Consider the following 14,992-nt stretch of genomic DNA (forward strand, 5'->3'; position numbering starts at 1 on the left):
GTAAGCAATGTTCGATGAGGGCAAATTGTGCTGGCGTGATCTCCATGTCCAATAGTTTAACCTCCCCAGCCACTAGCGTTAACAGGACCTAGTCGGAGAGTGGTCGATGCTGGCGCTGATGGTTGCTTTGGCATTGAGCGGCTGTGCTGCTCAGGATGCGCACTACGTGCTGCGTGATCACCCCGACGTGCGTGCCGAATTCCATCAGGTCGCCAGCGGCCCGCAGTGGCCATCACATTTGGCGTTGCGGTTGCACTCCACAAGCTCGGGCCGGGATGCGTGGTTTCTGCCATGGAATGGTGGCAGCGACGGAAGTCAGCATATGGCCTCGACGAGCGACGTCACTGCGCCGGGGTGGCATGCGCCAGACCCCGACGGCGGGCCGCGACCGTTGGGCGATGTCAGCTATATCGGTACAGATGTGGACTATCGTGTCTTCAGCGAGGTGCCGCGCCTTGGCGCACCAGCACCAGCGCAATTTCTGTTGCCCGACTTGCGCGAAGCGGTGTGGTACCGGGCCGGGTCCGAGCAGCGGTTGGACATTGCACGGCAATTCTTCGATCTGAATGGCTGCGCCGCGCAGAGGTGAGTGGTGACGCGCGTTGCGGTTGATCAGGAGCGCTGCGGCACCTGGCCGTTTCCTTCTCCCATCGGGAGAAGGTGCCCGAAGGGCGGATGAGGGTACGTGCGCACGTAGAAGAGATGCATTCCTTATGCAGTGAACCTACGGCCACAGCGAGGCGCTGATCGACGAGATGCGCCGTGCGCATTGGCGCTGGTTCGATCAAAGACGTTGCAAACCCCGTGCAATCCGTTCTACCGCCTGCTCAAGACGCGGCAGGCTTTGCGTATAGGCGATGCGGACGTGCTGGTTGGCGCGGTGGTGGCCGAAGTCGATGCCGGGGGTGAAGGCGACATGCTCGGTTTCCAGGAAATGCGCGCAGAAGGCCTGGGCATCGTCCGAGAATGCGCTGATCTCCGCGTACAGGTAGAACGCACCCTGCGGTTCGACGGCGATGTTCAAGCCCAGTGCGCGCAGCGCGGGCAGCAGGTAATCGCGGCGTTGCTGAAACTCGGCGCGGCGTGCTTCGAAAATGGCGATGCTCTCGGGCGTAAAGCAGGCCAGCGCGGCGTGCTGGGCGATCGTGGAGGCGCTGATGTAAAGATTCTGCGCGAGTTTCTCCAGCTCCGGCACCGCCTCGGGCGGTGCGATCAGCCAGCCCAGGCGCCAGCCGGTCATGCCGAAGTACTTGGAAAAACTGTTCAGCACGAACGCGCTGTCGTCCACTTCCAGCACGCTGTGCGCGTCCATGCCATAGGTCAGGCCGTGGTAGATCTCGTCCACCACCAGGTGGCCGCCGCGCGCATGCAATGTCTGCGCGAGCGCGGCCAGTTGTACGCGCGACAACACGCCGCCGGTGGGGTTCGCCGGCGAAGCCACCAAGGCGCCCACGCTATCGGCCTTCCAACAGGTTTCCACCAGCGCAGGAGTCAACTGATAGTCGGTGCCCGGGCCGACCGGCACCAGTTGCGCGGCGCCTTCGACCAGGCGCAGAAAGTGCCGGTTGCAGGGGTAGCCCGGGTCGGCGAGCAGCCAGTGCCTGCCTGGATCCACCAGCAGGCTGCTGGCCAGCAGCAATGCGCCCGAACCGCCCGGTGTGACCAGGATCCGCTCCGGATCGACGTTGCATGCATAGCGCTGCGCATAGAAACCGGCAATCGCCTCGCGCAGCGCCGGCAGTCCGCGTGCGGCGGTGTAGCGGGTGTGGCCGGCCGCCAAAGCGGCCTGGCCGGCAGCGACGATCGGTGCGGCAGTGCTGAAATCGGGCTCGCCGATTTCCAGGTGGATCACATCGTGGCCGGCCTGTTCGAGCGCATTGGCGCGGGCCAGCAGCGACATCACATGGAACGGGGCGATGTCCTGGCTGCGGCGGCTGTAGCCGGCTGCATGCGGAAGTCTGGAATCCATCGCTTCGATGATAGACCAGCATGACCTAGGGCACATGAAGCCCGGCGACGGGCTCTTCCACACTCGGGCGCTGGGATGGCATTGCGTTCATCCAACGGACCCCAATCTGATGAAGCCTGTCCTTTACTCTTCTGATCGCCAGCCTGATGACCACATCTGTTCCCTCCGCCTTCGCAGCTCTCCCATCGCCGCCGGACGTGGCCAAGCATCCGCATGTGGTCAAGGCGCCGTTCGGCGCGACCCGCAACGACGACTACTACTGGCTGCGCGACGACAAGCGCGAAGACAAGGCGATGCTGGCCTATCTCAACGCCGAGAACGCCTACACCGACACGGTGATGGCGCCGCTCAAGCCGCTGGAAGACACGCTGTATACCGAGATCGTCGGGCGCATCAAGCAGGACGACGCCAGCGTGCCGTATCGCGAGCGCGGCTACTGGTATTACACGCGCTTCGAGGCCGGCAAGGACTACCCGATCCAGGCGCGCCGCAAGGGCAGCATGGATGCGCCGGAACAGATCCTGCTCGACGTCAACCAGATGGCGCAGGGCAAGGGCTACTTCAGCGTCGGCGATGCGGAAGTGAGCCAGGACAATCGCATCCTGGCCTGGGCCGACGATGCGGTGGGACGTCGCCAGTACACGATCCGCTTCAAGAACCTGGACACCGGCGAGATCTACCCCGATACGGTGGAAGGCGTGTCGGCCAACGTGGTCTGGGCCGACGACAACAAGACCCTGTTCTATGTCGAGAACGATCCGGAAACGCTGCTCACCGTGCGGGTGAAGAAGCATGTGCTGGGCACGCCCTCCAAGGACGACGTGCTGGTGTATGAGGAGAAGGACGACAGCTTCTACATGGGCATCGGCCGTACCCGCGACGACAAGTACATCACCATCTGCGTGGAAAGCACGGTGTCGTCGGAGACGCGTTATGCGCCGGCCGACAATCCCGAGCGGTTCACCTTGCTGGCCAAGCGCGAGCGCGATGTCGAATATCACCCCGAGCATTTCGATGGCCGTTGGGTGATCCGCACCAATGCCGATGGCGCCAAGAATTTCAAGCTGGTGACCGCACCCACCGATGCGACCACGCGCAAGCAGTGGAGCGACTGGGTGGCGCACGATGACAAGGTCTATATCGAAAACTTCGAGCTGTTCGACGGGTTTACTGCGATCGAAGAGCGCTCCGGCGGGCTGGAACGCGTGCGTCTTCAATTCAACAGCCCGCACATGGATGTGGGAGCTCATGCGGGGGAGCCGCACTACGTCAAGGCCGACGAGCCTGCGTATTCGATGGGCCTGGCAGTCAATTCCGAGCCGGACACCGAGTGGTTGCGCTACAGCTACACCTCGCTGACCATGCCGGCGACCACCTACGAACTCAATACGCGGACCGGCGAGCGCAAGCTGCTCAAGCAGCAGCCGGTGATCGGTTACGACGCCGGCAAGTACGTGACCGAGCGCGTCTGGGTGAGCGCGCGCGACGGCGTCAAGGTGCCGGTGTCGCTGGTGTACAAGCGCGGCTTCAAGAAGGACGGCACTGCGGCATTGTTCCAGTACGCCTACGGCAGCTACGGCATGTCGATGGACCCGGCGTTCAACCTGCCGGCGATCAGCCTGCTGGACCGCGGCGTGGTGTATGCCATCGCGCACATCCGCGGCGGCCAGGAAATGGGCCGCCAGTGGTACGACGACGGCAAGCTGCTGCACAAGAAGAACACCTTTACCGACTTCATCGACGTCACCCGCGGCCTGGTGGAACAGGGCTATGCCGCCAAGGACCGCGTCGCCGCTTCCGGCGGCAGCGCCGGTGGGTTGCTGATGGGTGCGGTGGCCAACATGGCCCCGCAGGACTATCGCGTGATGGTCGCGCAGGTGCCCTTCGTCGACGTGGTCACCACCATGCTCGATGCCAGCATCCCGCTCACCACCAACGAATACGACGAGTGGGGCAACCCGGAAAAGAAGGCCTATTACGACTACATGCTGTCCTACTCCCCGTACGACAACGTGACCAGGCAGGCCTATCCGGCCCTGTTCGTCGGTACCGGCCTGTGGGATTCGCAGGTGCAGTACTGGGAGCCGGCCAAGTGGGTGGCCAAGCTGCGCGACGACAACACCGGCACCCGGCCGATCGTGTTCCGCACCAACATGGAAGCCGGCCACGGCGGAAAGTCCGGCCGCTTCCGCCGCTACCGCGAACTCGCCGAGTCGTATGCGTTTGTGCTGGATCAGCTCGGGGTCAAGTAGTTGAGGGGCGGGGATTGGGGAGGCGGGATTGGGGATGGGTAAAGGCAAGATCTCCCATCCCTGCGTGCAGACGTCCCCTCATCCGCCCTTCGGGCCCCTTCTCCCGGTGCGAGAAGGGGGATGCCCGGACCATCTCGGCGCCCGCTGGCCGTATCATTTACCCATGACGCGACCGACTCGATTCCGCTGGGCCTGGTGGTTGCTGGCCTACGCCAGCCTGGCGACCGGCATCGTCGGTATCTTCGTGCCCGGCCTGCCGACGACCGTGTTCATCCTCATTTCCGCCTGGGCTGCCTCGCACGGCTCCGAGCGCCTGCACAACTGGCTGCTCTCGCACCCGCGCTTCGGCCCGGCGATCGTCGAGTGGCAGACCTATCGCGCGGTCAGCCGCAAGGCCAAGTGGATGGCCACGCTCACCATGACCGTCTGCGCCGGCATCATGCTGTGGTGCGTGCCGGTGTTCTGGGTCAAATGCCTGTCGATCGGCAGCATGGCGGTGGTGGCGATCTGGCTATGGCTGCGCCCCGAGCCGCCCCCGCGCGCGCTGCCCAGCCCGCACTGAGCGCACTGAGCGCACGGCAGTCAGGGTGTTCTGGCTATACTTCGGGCATGAGCATCATGTCCCGACCGTCTGTTCGTCTCGCACTGGTTGGTGCGACCTTTGTCCTGCTTGCCGCCTGCGGCAACAAGGGCCCGCTGGTAATGCCGCAGAAGCCGGTGCCGGTGGAAGCCCAGCCCGTGCTGCAGCCGCCGGACGCGCCGCAACCGCTGGATGAGTCCTCGCCCGCGCCTGCGCCGGTGAATACCGAGACGCAGCCCGCGCCCACCACCGACCAGCCCGCTAGCAGCGGCAATGAGCGCTGACGGCCGCAGCGGGCGTCTGCGTTTCACCAAAATGCATGGCGCCGGCAACGATTTCGTGGTGCTGGACCTGCGCCACGGCACGCCGCCGCCGGATGCCGCGCTGGCCGCACGCCTGGCCGACCGCCATTTCGGGGTGGGCTGCGACCAGATCCTGACCATCGAGAACCCGCGCAGCAGCGCGGCGGTGGCGGCGTATGGCATCTGGAATTCCGACGGCTCGGCCGCGCGCCAATGCGGCAACGGCGCGCGCTGTGTGGCGGCCTGGCTGGTGCGCGACGGCACCGCGCAGGGCGATGACTTCGTCATCGATAGCCCGTTCACCTCCCACCGCGTGCAGCGTCTGGATGCCGGCACCTATGCGGTGGCGATGGGCGTGCCGCAGTTCGAGCCCACGCAGATCCCACTGGCCGGCTTTGCGCATGCGCGCGAGGAATACGCGCTGCCGGTGCATGGCGAAACCGTGCGTTTTGGCGCGGTGTCGATGGGCAACCCGCATGCCGTGGTGGAAGTGGGGCGGGTGGACGCGGCGCCGGTGGAGCGCGTCGGCGGCCTGTTGCAGCAGAACGCCGCGTTCCCCGATTCGGTCAACGTCGGCTTCGTGCAGGTGGTCGACCCGACCCATGTGCGCCTGCGCGTGTTCGAGCGCGGCGTCGGCGAAACCCTGGCCTGCGGCAGCGGTGCATGCGCGGCGGCGGTGGTGCTGATGCAGCGCGGTCGTGTCGAGCGCGACGTGCAGGTGTCCTTGCCCGGCGGCGAGCTGCGCATCCGTTGGGCCGGCGAACAACAGGAAGTCGTCATGTCAGGCCCGGCCGTGTTCGTCTTCGATGGAGAGTGGAACTGATGAGCGAGAACACGGACACATTCAGCGCGCACGAAGTGGCAACCTGGTTGCGGCGCCACCCGACCTTCCTCAAGCAGTTCCCGGATCTGGCGGTGAGTCTGCTGGTGCCGCGCGACGACGGCCCCACCGCCTCGCTGGCCACCTATCAGCTGGAAGTGCTGCGCGACAAGAACCGCGAGCTGGCGCGGCGCCTGCACGAGCTTGGCCACAATGCGCAGGACAACGAGCGCCTGGCGGTACGCACGCATCAACTGACCCTGGCGCTGATGCGCCAGACCAGCGCGGCCGACACGCTCAAGGCGATGGCCGCCTCGCTGGCGGAAGATTTCAATGGCGAACTGGTGCGGCTGGTGTTGCTCAAGCCGGTCGCCGGCCTGGAGGCCGACTGGCTGCGGGTCATCGCCGCCGACGATGCGCGGCTTGCCCCGTTCCGCGATTGCCTGAGCGACGGCGAGCCGATCTGCGGCCGCCTGCAGGCGGAAAAACACGCGCTGCTGTACGCCGACCAGGCTGCCAGCGTGCAATCCACCGCGCTGCTGCCCTTGCCCGGCATCGGCCTGATTGCGGTGGGCAGCAGCGACGCCAACCGTTTCTATCCCGGCATGGGTACCTTGTTCCTGCGCATGATGGGCGAGTCCCTGGGCGTGGCCTTGCAGCGCTTCGACCCATGATGGGCAGTGCAGGGTGCGCCGATGCGTGCAGCCTGCGCTGGATGGCCGCGCCGATGGTGCGGCAGCGAGGAATCTGAGGTGGCGTCGGTCGACGATTTCCTGGGATATCTGCAGATCGAGCGGCAGGTGTCGGCGCATACGCTGGATGCCTACCAGCGCGATCTTGCCGCGTTGGTGGGCTGGGCCGGCGAACACGCCATCGACGATGTGGCGCAGCTCGATAGCGCACAGTTGCGGCAATTCGTCGCGGCCGAGCACCGGCGCGGGTTGTCGCCCAAGAGCCTGCAGCGTCGCCTGTCGGCATGCCGCAGTTACTACGCCTGGTTGCTCAAGCATGGCCGCATTGCCGCGAGTCCGGCGGCGGCGCTGCGTGCACCCAAGGCGCCGCGTAAATTGCCGCAGGTGCTCGATGCCGATGAAGCGGTGCGTCTGGTCGAGGTGCCGACCGACGCGCCGCTGGGCCTGCGCGATCGCGCCTTGCTGGAGCTGTTCTATTCGTCCGGGCTGCGCCTGAGCGAGCTCTGCGCGCTGCGCTGGCGCGACCTGGATCTGGACAGCGGCTTGGTGATGGTGCTCGGCAAGGGCGGCAAGCAGCGCCTGGTGCCGGTGGGCTCGCATGCGATCGGCGCGCTCCGCGACTGGCTGCGCGACAGCGGCGGGCGTGCCGACACGCATGTATTCCCCGGCCGCGCCGGCGGTGCGATTTCGCAGCGCGCAGTGCAGATCCGCATCAAGCAACTGGCGGTGCGCCAGGGCATGTTCAAGGACGTGCATCCGCATATGCTGCGGCACAGCTTTGCCAGCCACATCCTCGAATCCTCCGGCGACCTGCGCGGCGTGCAGGAATTGCTCGGCCATTCGGATATCGCCACCACCCAGATCTATACGCATCTGGATTTCCAGCACCTGGCCAAGGTCTACGACGCCGCGCATCCGCGGGCCAGGCGCAAGAAAGCTGCTGAGTGAGTGGTGCGGCGTGTGTTGCGCGTAGCGGTTAACCACTTCTCTGAAGTACCGCCGCGTGCGAATCGCCGCTTTTGAGCCGCTCTCCCATTGGGAGAGCGGCCAGAGCGCAGGCATCGGCGCTTGTAAGCGGATCCATGCGCGGGCCTGCGTGGTTATTCAGGCCGTAGCGTTCCCTGCAGTGATGCGCATATGACGGCCGCGGACTGCGGCGACAGGTTTGCGCAGCAGCTCCCCCGCGCCGGCGACGATCATCCGGTTCATCCCGAAGCGCATACCACGCTCCCAATCGTTGTCGTGTGCGGCTGCTCAATCCCTGCGTGCCGGTAGCCCACACGCATGCTGTCTGCCGTCTGAGCGCGCTGCATCGGCCGTCCGCGCCACCTGCGCGCAGCATGCTTGAACCCGGCAGGGGCGTCCCCACCTCATTGGAAACCCCCGGAGGACCCATGGACCCCAGCCAGAACCCCAACATCGTTCACGCCACCACCATCATTTCGGTTCGGCGTGGTGGGCATGTCGCCGTTGCCGGCGATGGCCAGGTCACCCTCGGCCACACCGTCATGAAGGGCAATGCGCGCAAGGTGCGCCGGCTCGGCCGCGAAGGTCAGGTGCTGGCCGGTTTTGCCGGTGCCGCCGCCGATGCGTTCACCCTGTTCGAACTGTTCGAAGCCAAGCTCGACAAGCATGGGCAACTGACCCGTGCCGCCGTGGAGCTGGCCAAGGATTGGCGCACCGAGCGCCGCCTGGGCAAGCTCGAAGCGCTGCTTGCGGTGGCCGACAAGGAAACCTCGTTGATCATCAGCGGTACCGGCGATGTGATCGAGCCGGAAGACGGCATCATCGCGATCGGTTCGGGCGGTTCGTACGCCCTGTCGGCCGCCCGCGCGCTGCTGGCGCACACCGAACTCGATGCCAAGACCATCGCCACCGAAGCGATCAACATCGCCGGCGATATCTGCATTTATACCAATCGCAATGTGGTGGTCGAAGAGCTGTGAATCGGGAGTGGGGAATCGGGAATCGCAACAGCGGTTTCGGTTCCACCCCGACGACATAGGCTCTTGATTTCGCGCTTGCGATTCCCCTTTCCCCATTCTCGATTCCCCAATGCCAAATTCCGATACTTCAACCATGACTCCGCGCGAAATCGTGCAGGAGCTCGACCGTCATATCGTTGGCCAGCACGATGCCAAGCGTGCGGTTGCCATCGCGCTGCGTAATCGCTGGCGCCGCATGCAGCTGCCCGAAGAGCTGCGCAACGAGGTGATGCCCAAGAACATCCTGATGATCGGCCCGACCGGCGTGGGCAAGACCGAGATCGCGCGGCGCCTGGCCACCTTGGCCAATGCGCCGTTCGTCAAGGTCGAAGCCACGCGCTTTACCGAGGTCGGCTATGTCGGCAAGGATGTGGAACAGATCATTCGCGACCTGGCCGACACCTCGGTCAAGCTGTATCGCGAACAGGCCAAGGTGCGCGTGCGCAACCAGGCCGAAGAACGCGCCGAAGACCGCATCCTGGATGCGCTGCTGCCGCGCCGTGCGGCCGGGATCGGGTTCGATCCGGAAGCGGCGCGCAACGAGCCCTCGTCGCAGGACAACGACACCCGTATCAAGTTCCGCCGCATGCTGCGCAACGGCGAGCTGGACGAGCGCGAGATCGAACTGGAAGTGGCGGTCAATGCCAGCATGGACATCATGACCCCGCCGGGCATGGAAGAAATGGGTCAGCAATTGCGCCAGATGTTCTCCAACCTGGGCAGCGGCAAGTCGCAGAAGCGCAAGCTCACCATCAAGGCGGCGCGCCCGCTGCTGATCGAAGAAGAAGCCGGCAAGCTGGTCAACGAGGACGACGTGCGTGCGGCGGCGATCGAAGCCTGTGAGCAGCACGGCATCGTGTTCATCGATGAGATCGACAAGGTCGCCAAGCGCGGCGAAGCCGGCTCCAATGGCGGCGATGTCAGTCGCGAAGGCGTGCAGCGCGATCTGCTGCCGCTGGTGGAAGGTTCCAACGTGTCGACCAAGTACGGCACGGTCAAGACCGACCATATCCTGTTCATTGCGTCGGGCGCGTTTCACTTGGCCAAGCCCAGCGATCTGATCCCGGAATTGCAGGGCCGCTTCCCGATCCGCGTGGAATTGACCGCGCTGACCAAGGCCGATTTCGTGCGCATCCTCACCGAGCCCAAGGCGGCGTTGATCAAGCAGTACGAAGCCCTGCTGCAGACCGAGGGCGTGCGCCTGAGCTTCGGCGCCGATGCGGTCGAGCGCCTGGCCGAGATCGCCGCGCAGGTCAACGAGCGGCAGGAAAACATCGGCGCGCGCCGCCTGCACACGGTGCTGGAGCGCCTGCTCGATGTGTTGAGTTATGAGGCGCCGGATCGCGACGGCCAGAGCGTCACCGTCGATGCGGCCTATGTCGATGCGCAGCTCGGCGAGCTGGTGCAGGACCCGGACCTGAGCCGCTATATCCTCTGACGGCGAGGGCACCGCACTAGAGAGTTGGTCGGTGGCCGCGTGAAAAGCTGTTTGCCGAACGTGTGTCGGACTTCGAGACGGCGCATCAGGGTCACGGCGTGCATCACGCACTGCCCTTACTGCTCTTAAGCAAGCACACCGACCATCTCGACTTGGTCCTTGCCCGCCCAACGTCGCGGGACCTTACGCGGCATGGATGCCGCGTAAGCGCCTACATGGACGTACTTGCGGCGTGTCCTGCGATGGTGGGCGGGCAAGGACCTTGCAGCCAAGCCGCAGATCAAGCGATCTGCAGCCAAACCGCTCAGTCCTCGCCGATATCCTCGTTCCACACGTCGGGGTTGGCCGAGATATAGCCGCCCAGCAGGTCGATGCATTCCTGGCTCTGCAGGTCGATGACAGTGACGCCGTGCTCGCGCAGCCAGGACACGCCGCCCTGGAAGGTGACCGACTCGCCGACCACCACGGTGCCGATATTGAACTGGCGCACCAGCCCGCTGCAGTACCAGCACGGCGCCAGCGTGGTGACCATGATGGTGTCCTTGTAGCGGCGCTGCCGGCCGGCCTTGCGGAAGGCATCGGTCTCGCCATGCACGGAGGGATCGTTTTCCTGCACGCGCCGGTTGTGACCGCAACCGAGCAGGCGTCCGTCGTTGTGGTACAGCGCCGCGCCGATCGGAATGCCGCCTTCGGCCAGGCCCTGGCGGGCTTCGGCAATGGCGGTGTCGAGCAGTGCGCGGTAGTCGGGGGTGGTGATCATGCAGGCTCCTGGGTGGCGGCGTCGGCGCGACGCAGCATGTCGATGTGGGGAATGCCGTCTTCCAGATACGGTGCGGACGAGGGCGTGAAACCGTGTGCGGCGTAGAACGCCTGCAGGTGCGCCTGCGCGCCCAGTTGCACGGCGCTGGCGGGCCACTGCCGGTGCACCAGCCGCACCCCTTCCTGCAGTAATGCGTGTGCGAAGCCGTGGCCGCGCTGCGTGGCGGCAATGACCACCCGGCCGATGCTCGGCTCGGGGTACCTCACACCGGGCGGTAGCACGCGCAGATAGGCGGCCAATGCACCGTCGTCGGTGCGGCCGAGCAGATGCAGCACACCCGGCAGGCTGTCCTTGCCATCCAGCTCCGGATACGCGCACTGCTGCTCCACCACGAATACATCCGAGCGCAGCCGCAGCAGCGCGTACAGCTGCGTGGTGCTCAGTTGGTCGAAGCGCAGGCACTGCCAGTGCAGCGAGGGTGGGGACAGGGACGACATCAGCGCATGATAGCGGCTGTGTCGCGTCAGTCGACTGCGCTGTCGGTGTCGATCGCCACCACTACCGACATGCCCGGGCGCAGCCGCGGTGCCAGCGCCTGGTCCGGATCGACGCTGATGCGCAAAGGAATGCGCTGGGCGATCTTGACGAAGTTGCCGGTGGCGTTGTCGGCCGGCAATACGCTGAATTCCGAGCCGGCGGCCGGGGAAATTTCCTGCACGCGGCCGTGCAGACGCGCATTGTCCAGCGCATCCACGGTAAAGCTGGCGCGCTGCCCGATGCGGATCTTGGCCATCTGGGTTTCCTTGAAATTGGCCACGATCCATAGCGTGTCCGGCACCAGCGACATCAGCTGCGTACCATTGGTGACGTAGGCGCCCTGGCGTACGCCGAGCTGGCCGAGCTGGCCATCGCGCGGGGCCAGGATGCGCGTGTTGTCCAGATTGATCTGCGCCAGTTGCACGGTTGCCTGCGCGTTGGCCACCGCCGCTTCCAGGGCGGCGCGATTGACGGTGACACTGCGTGCGTTCTCCTCGGCGGCCTGCACGGCGGCACGCGCCTGTGCCACACCGGCATCGGCCTGCGCACGTGCGGCGAAGGCGGTGTCGCGATCCTGTTCGGACACCAGTTTCTGCTCGGCCAGCTGCTGTGCGCGCGCATACGCCGAGCGGGTGCGGTCGCGCTGGGCCTGATTGCTGCTCAGTGCGGCGCGCTGTTCGGCGATGGTGGCATCGGCGCTATGCCGCTGCTGTTCCCAGTTGGACAGGTTGGCCTGCGCGGTCTGCAGCTGCGCCCTGGCCTGTTCGAGCTGCTGGGCATAGATGCGGTCGTCGATCCTGGCCAGCAACTGGCCGCGTTTGACGTGGGCGAAGTCCTGCACCGGCACGTCGGTCACATAGCCGCTGACCTGCGGCGCGATCACCGTGATCTGGCCATGCACCATCGCGTTCTCGGTGCGCTCGACGGCGCTGACGAACGGTGGCAACCGCCATGCATACAGCACCAGTGCCACGCCGAGCAGGGCCAGCCCGCCGAAGCCGATCACGCCACCGATGCGGCGCCGCCTGCGACGTTGCAGATCGGCAGGAGAGGTTGAAGCTGCAGGTGTATTCATGGGCGCGCGGTGGAAGCAGGAGAGGGGGACGACGCAGGTGGGCGCAGATAACGCCGCCACACCAGTACGGACAGGATCCATAGCCCGGTGGCGATGGCGATGCAGCCGATCAACAGGAACACGTCGTTGTAGGCGAGCACATTGGCTTCGCGCGTGGCCACGCTGCCCAGGGCGCGCACGCCCTGGGCCTGGCGCAGGGCAGGGTCGCCGATGCTGCGGCCGTACAGCGCGGCATCGGCCTGCACGCGCGCGGCCACTTGCGGGTCGGTCAATGCCAGATGTTCGACCAGCTGGCTGGAATGGTATTTCTCGCGCACGACCTGCACGCTGCCGAGCAGCGCGCTGCCGAGCAGGCCGCCCATGTTCTGTGCCATGCCGAACAGCACGATGAAGCTGATCAGGTTGCCCGGCTGTGCGATGACCCGACCCAGCCCGGCCACCATCGCCGGGCCGATGAAGAAGGTGCTGCCAAAGGCGAGCAGGAACTGGCTGACGTACATCTGCTCCGGGCGGGTGAGGCTGGTGGCATCGGCATCCATGAAACAGCCGATGCAGATCGCCGCCACCGCAATGATCAGATGCTCGGCCACCCGCGCCGGATTGATCAGCCACGCGCTGGCGGCCACGCCGACCACTGCACCCAGCAACATCAGCGCGAACAGGGTCTGCAACTGCGTGTTGGCCAGCCCCAGGGTCTGGAAGAAGCCGATCGCGCCGGTGCTCTGCTCGGACAGCACCAGCCGGATCAGCAGGATCGCCAGGCCCAGCCGCAGCATGTCGCCGCTGGCCAGCCAGCGCGTGTTGATCATCGGGTTGCGGCGGTTGTGCTCGATCCACGTCGCCGTGCACAGCAGCACGATGGCGGCTGCCAGCACCACGCCCAGCCACGGCGTGCTGGTCCACCACAGCAGCCGCCCCAGCGACAGCACCGCCGCCAGCCCGGCCGAACCGGCCGCGAACAGGCTGAAGGTGAGGAAATCCAGCGGCTCGAACACGCGATAGCGGTCGCTGGGCGGCAGCTTGAGCGCCAGCACGCAGGCCAGCGCGAACACCGCCAGGCCGAGTTCGAACAGGTACAGGCCCTGCCACTGCGCAAATTCCAGCAGGTCGGTGGAGAACACCCGCGCCAGTGGCAACGCCAGCTGGGTCATGCCCAGGCCCAGCACCACCGCCTTGAGCCGGTACCTGGCCGGAAACGCCTGGATCACGTAATACAGCCCCAGCGAGCTGAGCGCGGCGCCCACCAATCCGTGCGCGGCACGCACGCTGATCGCCGAGCTCAGGCTGTGCACGAACAGATGCGCGAAGGCGATGACCGCATACAGCGCCAGGAAGATCTCGGCGAAGCGGCGCAGCCCGAACTGCTGGCGGAACTTCACCAGCAGCAGGTTGGCCGACATGTTGGTCATCACGTAGGCGGCCGGCAGCCAGGCCATTTCGGTGGCGTAGGCGCCCAGCGTGCCCTGCAGATAGGTCAGGTTGGCGGTGACCAGCGCATTGCTCAGCCCGCCGGTCAGCGCCACCACCACGCCCACCAGCCCGTACTGGACGCGGCGCCGGGTGGAGTGCAGGGGGGTGGAGGCCGACCCGGGCAGGGTCGGCTTCTCGTGGGGCTGCCAGTCGCGCTGGACGTACTTGTCGTGCACGCAAGGCTCGCAGGGCCGGTCGCAGGGAAGGCGGCGATTGTGGTCCGGTTGCGGTCATGGCGGCGTCAGCAGTGCGATAATCCGCCCATGAGCGAATCCCCCTATACCTCCGGTACCACCCATTTCGGCTTCCGCGACGTCGCTGCCAAGGACAAGCAGAAGCTGGTCGGCGAAGTGTTCACCTCGGTCGCGCGCAACTACGACCTGATGAACGATCTGATGAGTCTGGGCGTGCACCGCGCATGGAAACGCTACTTCGTGGCGACCGCGCAGGTGAAGCCGGGCGACCGTGTGCTGGACCTGGCCGGCGGTACCGGAGACATTGCCGTGCTGCTCAAGGAGCGCGTCGGCAACGAGGGCACGGTGGTGCTGGGCGACATCAACGCCGGCATGCTCTCGGTGGGCCGCGACCGGCTGACCAACCGCGGCCTGGTGGCCGGCTTCGATTACGTGCAATGCAACGCCGAGGCGCTGCCGTTCCCGGACCAGAGCTTCGATCTGGTGACCATTTCCTTCGGCCTGCGCAATGTCACCGACAAGGACGCCGCGCTGCGCGAGATGTATCGCGTGTTGAAGGTGGGCGGCCAGGCGCGCGTGCTGGAGTTTTCCGAAGTCACCGCCGACTGGTTCAAGCCGATCTACGACTTCCACTCGTTCAAGATCCTGCCCAGGCTGGGCCAGTTGTTCGCGCGCGATGCCGACAGCTACCAGTACCTGGCCGAAAGCATCCGCAAGCACCCGCCGCAGGAATCGCTCAAGGGCATGATGGGCGAAGCCGGGTTTGCGCGTTGCCACTACAAGAACCTGACCGGCGGCATCGTGGCGATCCACTCCGGCTACAAGATCTGACCCGGATCCGACGCGGCGTGATCTGAGCGTCCGCTCCGGCGCGCAGCATGCGCCGGCCATCGCGCGTCGGCATCGCGCGAGCACGCC

14 protein-coding genes and 1 pseudogene are annotated in these 14,992 nt (G+C 65.8%); 10 read left to right on the forward strand and 5 right to left on the reverse strand.

Annotation, left to right across the window (positions count from 1 at the left end; translation table 11 throughout):
* Positions 1–106: 106 nt before the first annotated feature.
* Positions 107–589 (forward strand): hypothetical protein, encoded by a 483-nt coding sequence (locus tag XarbCFBP7408_RS23255; protein ID WP_258072210.1) that lies wholly within the window; start codon positions 107–109, stop codon positions 587–589.
* 195 nt (positions 590–784) lie between these two features.
* On the opposite strand, the gene XarbCFBP7408_RS18595 is transcribed toward XarbCFBP7408_RS23255, so the two are convergent.
* Positions 785–1,969 (reverse strand): pyridoxal phosphate-dependent aminotransferase, encoded by a 1,185-nt coding sequence (locus XarbCFBP7408_RS18595; RefSeq protein ID WP_104564222.1) that lies wholly within the window; start codon positions 1,967–1,969, stop codon positions 785–787.
* Between the two features lie 109 nt (positions 1,970–2,078).
* Here XarbCFBP7408_RS18595 and XarbCFBP7408_RS18605 point away from each other — a divergent pair.
* The 8 genes and pseudogenes from XarbCFBP7408_RS18605 (at position 2,079) to hslU (ending at position 10,038) form a co-directional block, all read left to right on the forward strand.
* Positions 2,079–4,221, forward strand: a pseudogene (locus XarbCFBP7408_RS18605) (S9 family peptidase).
* Between the two features lie 163 nt (positions 4,222–4,384).
* A complete protein-coding gene (locus XarbCFBP7408_RS18610) occupies positions 4,385–4,783 on the forward strand; it encodes a YbaN family protein (protein WP_104564223.1) in 399 nt (132 codons plus the stop codon).
* Positions 4,784–4,830: 47 nt separating this feature from the next.
* Positions 4,831–5,085, forward strand: coding sequence for an LPS translocon maturation chaperone LptM (gene lptM / locus XarbCFBP7408_RS18615; protein ID WP_104564224.1), 255 nt, complete (start codon positions 4,831–4,833; stop codon positions 5,083–5,085).
* Complete coding sequence (gene dapF / locus XarbCFBP7408_RS18620) at positions 5,075–5,926, forward strand: diaminopimelate epimerase (RefSeq protein WP_104564225.1); 852 nt, start codon at positions 5,075–5,077, stop codon at positions 5,924–5,926. The genes lptM and dapF overlap by 11 nt, the downstream gene beginning before the upstream one ends.
* Complete coding sequence (locus tag XarbCFBP7408_RS18625; RefSeq protein ID WP_181106916.1) at positions 5,926–6,597, forward strand: DUF484 family protein; 672 nt, start codon at positions 5,926–5,928, stop codon at positions 6,595–6,597. The genes dapF and XarbCFBP7408_RS18625 overlap by 1 nt, the downstream gene beginning before the upstream one ends.
* A gap of 78 nt (positions 6,598–6,675) precedes the next feature.
* A complete protein-coding gene (gene xerC / locus XarbCFBP7408_RS18630) occupies positions 6,676–7,563 on the forward strand; it encodes a tyrosine recombinase XerC (protein ID WP_104564227.1) in 888 nt (295 codons plus the stop codon).
* A 446-nt stretch (positions 7,564–8,009) separates the two neighbouring features.
* Complete coding sequence (gene hslV, locus XarbCFBP7408_RS18635; protein WP_005997221.1) at positions 8,010–8,561, forward strand: ATP-dependent protease subunit HslV; 552 nt, start codon at positions 8,010–8,012, stop codon at positions 8,559–8,561.
* A 109-nt stretch (positions 8,562–8,670) separates the two neighbouring features.
* On the forward strand, positions 8,671–10,038 hold the full coding sequence (hslU, locus tag XarbCFBP7408_RS18640; protein WP_104564228.1) for an ATP-dependent protease ATPase subunit HslU: 1,368 nt from the start codon (positions 8,671–8,673) through the stop codon (positions 10,036–10,038).
* 304 nt (positions 10,039–10,342) lie between these two features.
* Here hslU and XarbCFBP7408_RS18645 read toward each other — a convergent pair whose 3' ends face one another.
* The 4 genes from XarbCFBP7408_RS18645 to XarbCFBP7408_RS18660 are packed head-to-tail and all read right to left on the reverse strand — an operon-like array spanning position 10,343 to position 14,056.
* Positions 10,343–10,798 carry a nucleoside deaminase gene (locus XarbCFBP7408_RS18645; RefSeq protein ID WP_016903626.1) on the reverse strand — a complete coding sequence of 152 codons (456 nt, stop codon included), beginning with the start codon at positions 10,796–10,798 and terminating at the stop codon, positions 10,343–10,345.
* Complete coding sequence (locus XarbCFBP7408_RS18650) at positions 10,795–11,295, reverse strand: GNAT family N-acetyltransferase (RefSeq protein ID WP_104564229.1); 501 nt, start codon at positions 11,293–11,295, stop codon at positions 10,795–10,797. Before XarbCFBP7408_RS18650 ends, XarbCFBP7408_RS18645 begins: the two co-directional genes overlap by 4 nt.
* A gap of 26 nt (positions 11,296–11,321) precedes the next feature.
* Positions 11,322–12,410, reverse strand: coding sequence for an HlyD family secretion protein (locus tag XarbCFBP7408_RS18655; RefSeq protein WP_104564230.1), 1,089 nt, complete (start codon positions 12,408–12,410; stop codon positions 11,322–11,324).
* Positions 12,407–14,056, reverse strand: coding sequence for an MFS transporter (locus tag XarbCFBP7408_RS18660; RefSeq protein ID WP_104564231.1), 1,650 nt, complete (start codon positions 14,054–14,056; stop codon positions 12,407–12,409). The genes XarbCFBP7408_RS18655 and XarbCFBP7408_RS18660 overlap by 4 nt, the downstream gene beginning before the upstream one ends.
* Positions 14,057–14,143: 87 nt before the next feature.
* On the opposite strand from XarbCFBP7408_RS18660, the gene ubiE reads away from it, so the two are divergent.
* Positions 14,144–14,905: a bifunctional demethylmenaquinone methyltransferase/2-methoxy-6-polyprenyl-1,4-benzoquinol methylase UbiE gene (ubiE, locus tag XarbCFBP7408_RS18665; protein ID WP_104564232.1), complete on the forward strand. Its 762-nt coding sequence runs from the start codon at positions 14,144–14,146 to the stop codon at positions 14,903–14,905.
* The last annotated feature ends 87 nt before the right edge of the window (positions 14,906–14,992 follow it).

Origin of the sequence: Xanthomonas arboricola pv. guizotiae, assembly GCF_002940205.1 — a bacterium.
Lineage (GTDB): Bacteria > Pseudomonadota > Gammaproteobacteria > Xanthomonadales > Xanthomonadaceae > Xanthomonas > Xanthomonas arboricola_C.

Excerpts from the sequence above, each read along its gene's own strand:
- XarbCFBP7408_RS23255 (WP_258072210.1), top strand. The coding sequence starts at position 107 with ATGCTGGCGCTGATGGTTGCTTTGGCATTGAGCGGCTGTGCTGCTCAG.
- XarbCFBP7408_RS18595 (WP_104564222.1), bottom strand. The coding sequence starts at position 1,969 with ATGGATTCCAGACTTCCGCATGCAGCCGGCTACAGCCGCCGCAGCCAG.
- XarbCFBP7408_RS18610 (WP_104564223.1), top strand. The coding sequence starts at position 4,385 with ATGACGCGACCGACTCGATTCCGCTGGGCCTGGTGGTTGCTGGCCTAC.
- lptM (WP_104564224.1), top strand. The coding sequence starts at position 4,831 with ATGAGCATCATGTCCCGACCGTCTGTTCGTCTCGCACTGGTTGGTGCG.
- dapF (WP_104564225.1), top strand. The coding sequence starts at position 5,075 with ATGAGCGCTGACGGCCGCAGCGGGCGTCTGCGTTTCACCAAAATGCAT.
- XarbCFBP7408_RS18625 (WP_181106916.1), top strand. The coding sequence starts at position 5,926 with ATGAGCGAGAACACGGACACATTCAGCGCGCACGAAGTGGCAACCTGG.
- hslV (WP_005997221.1), top strand. The coding sequence starts at position 8,010 with ATGGACCCCAGCCAGAACCCCAACATCGTTCACGCCACCACCATCATT.
- hslU (WP_104564228.1), top strand. The coding sequence starts at position 8,671 with ATGCCAAATTCCGATACTTCAACCATGACTCCGCGCGAAATCGTGCAG.
- XarbCFBP7408_RS18645 (WP_016903626.1), bottom strand. The coding sequence starts at position 10,798 with ATGATCACCACCCCCGACTACCGCGCACTGCTCGACACCGCCATTGCC.
- XarbCFBP7408_RS18650 (WP_104564229.1), bottom strand. The coding sequence starts at position 11,295 with ATGTCGTCCCTGTCCCCACCCTCGCTGCACTGGCAGTGCCTGCGCTTC.
- XarbCFBP7408_RS18655 (WP_104564230.1), bottom strand. The coding sequence starts at position 12,410 with ATGAATACACCTGCAGCTTCAACCTCTCCTGCCGATCTGCAACGTCGC.
- ubiE (WP_104564232.1), top strand. The coding sequence starts at position 14,144 with ATGAGCGAATCCCCCTATACCTCCGGTACCACCCATTTCGGCTTCCGC.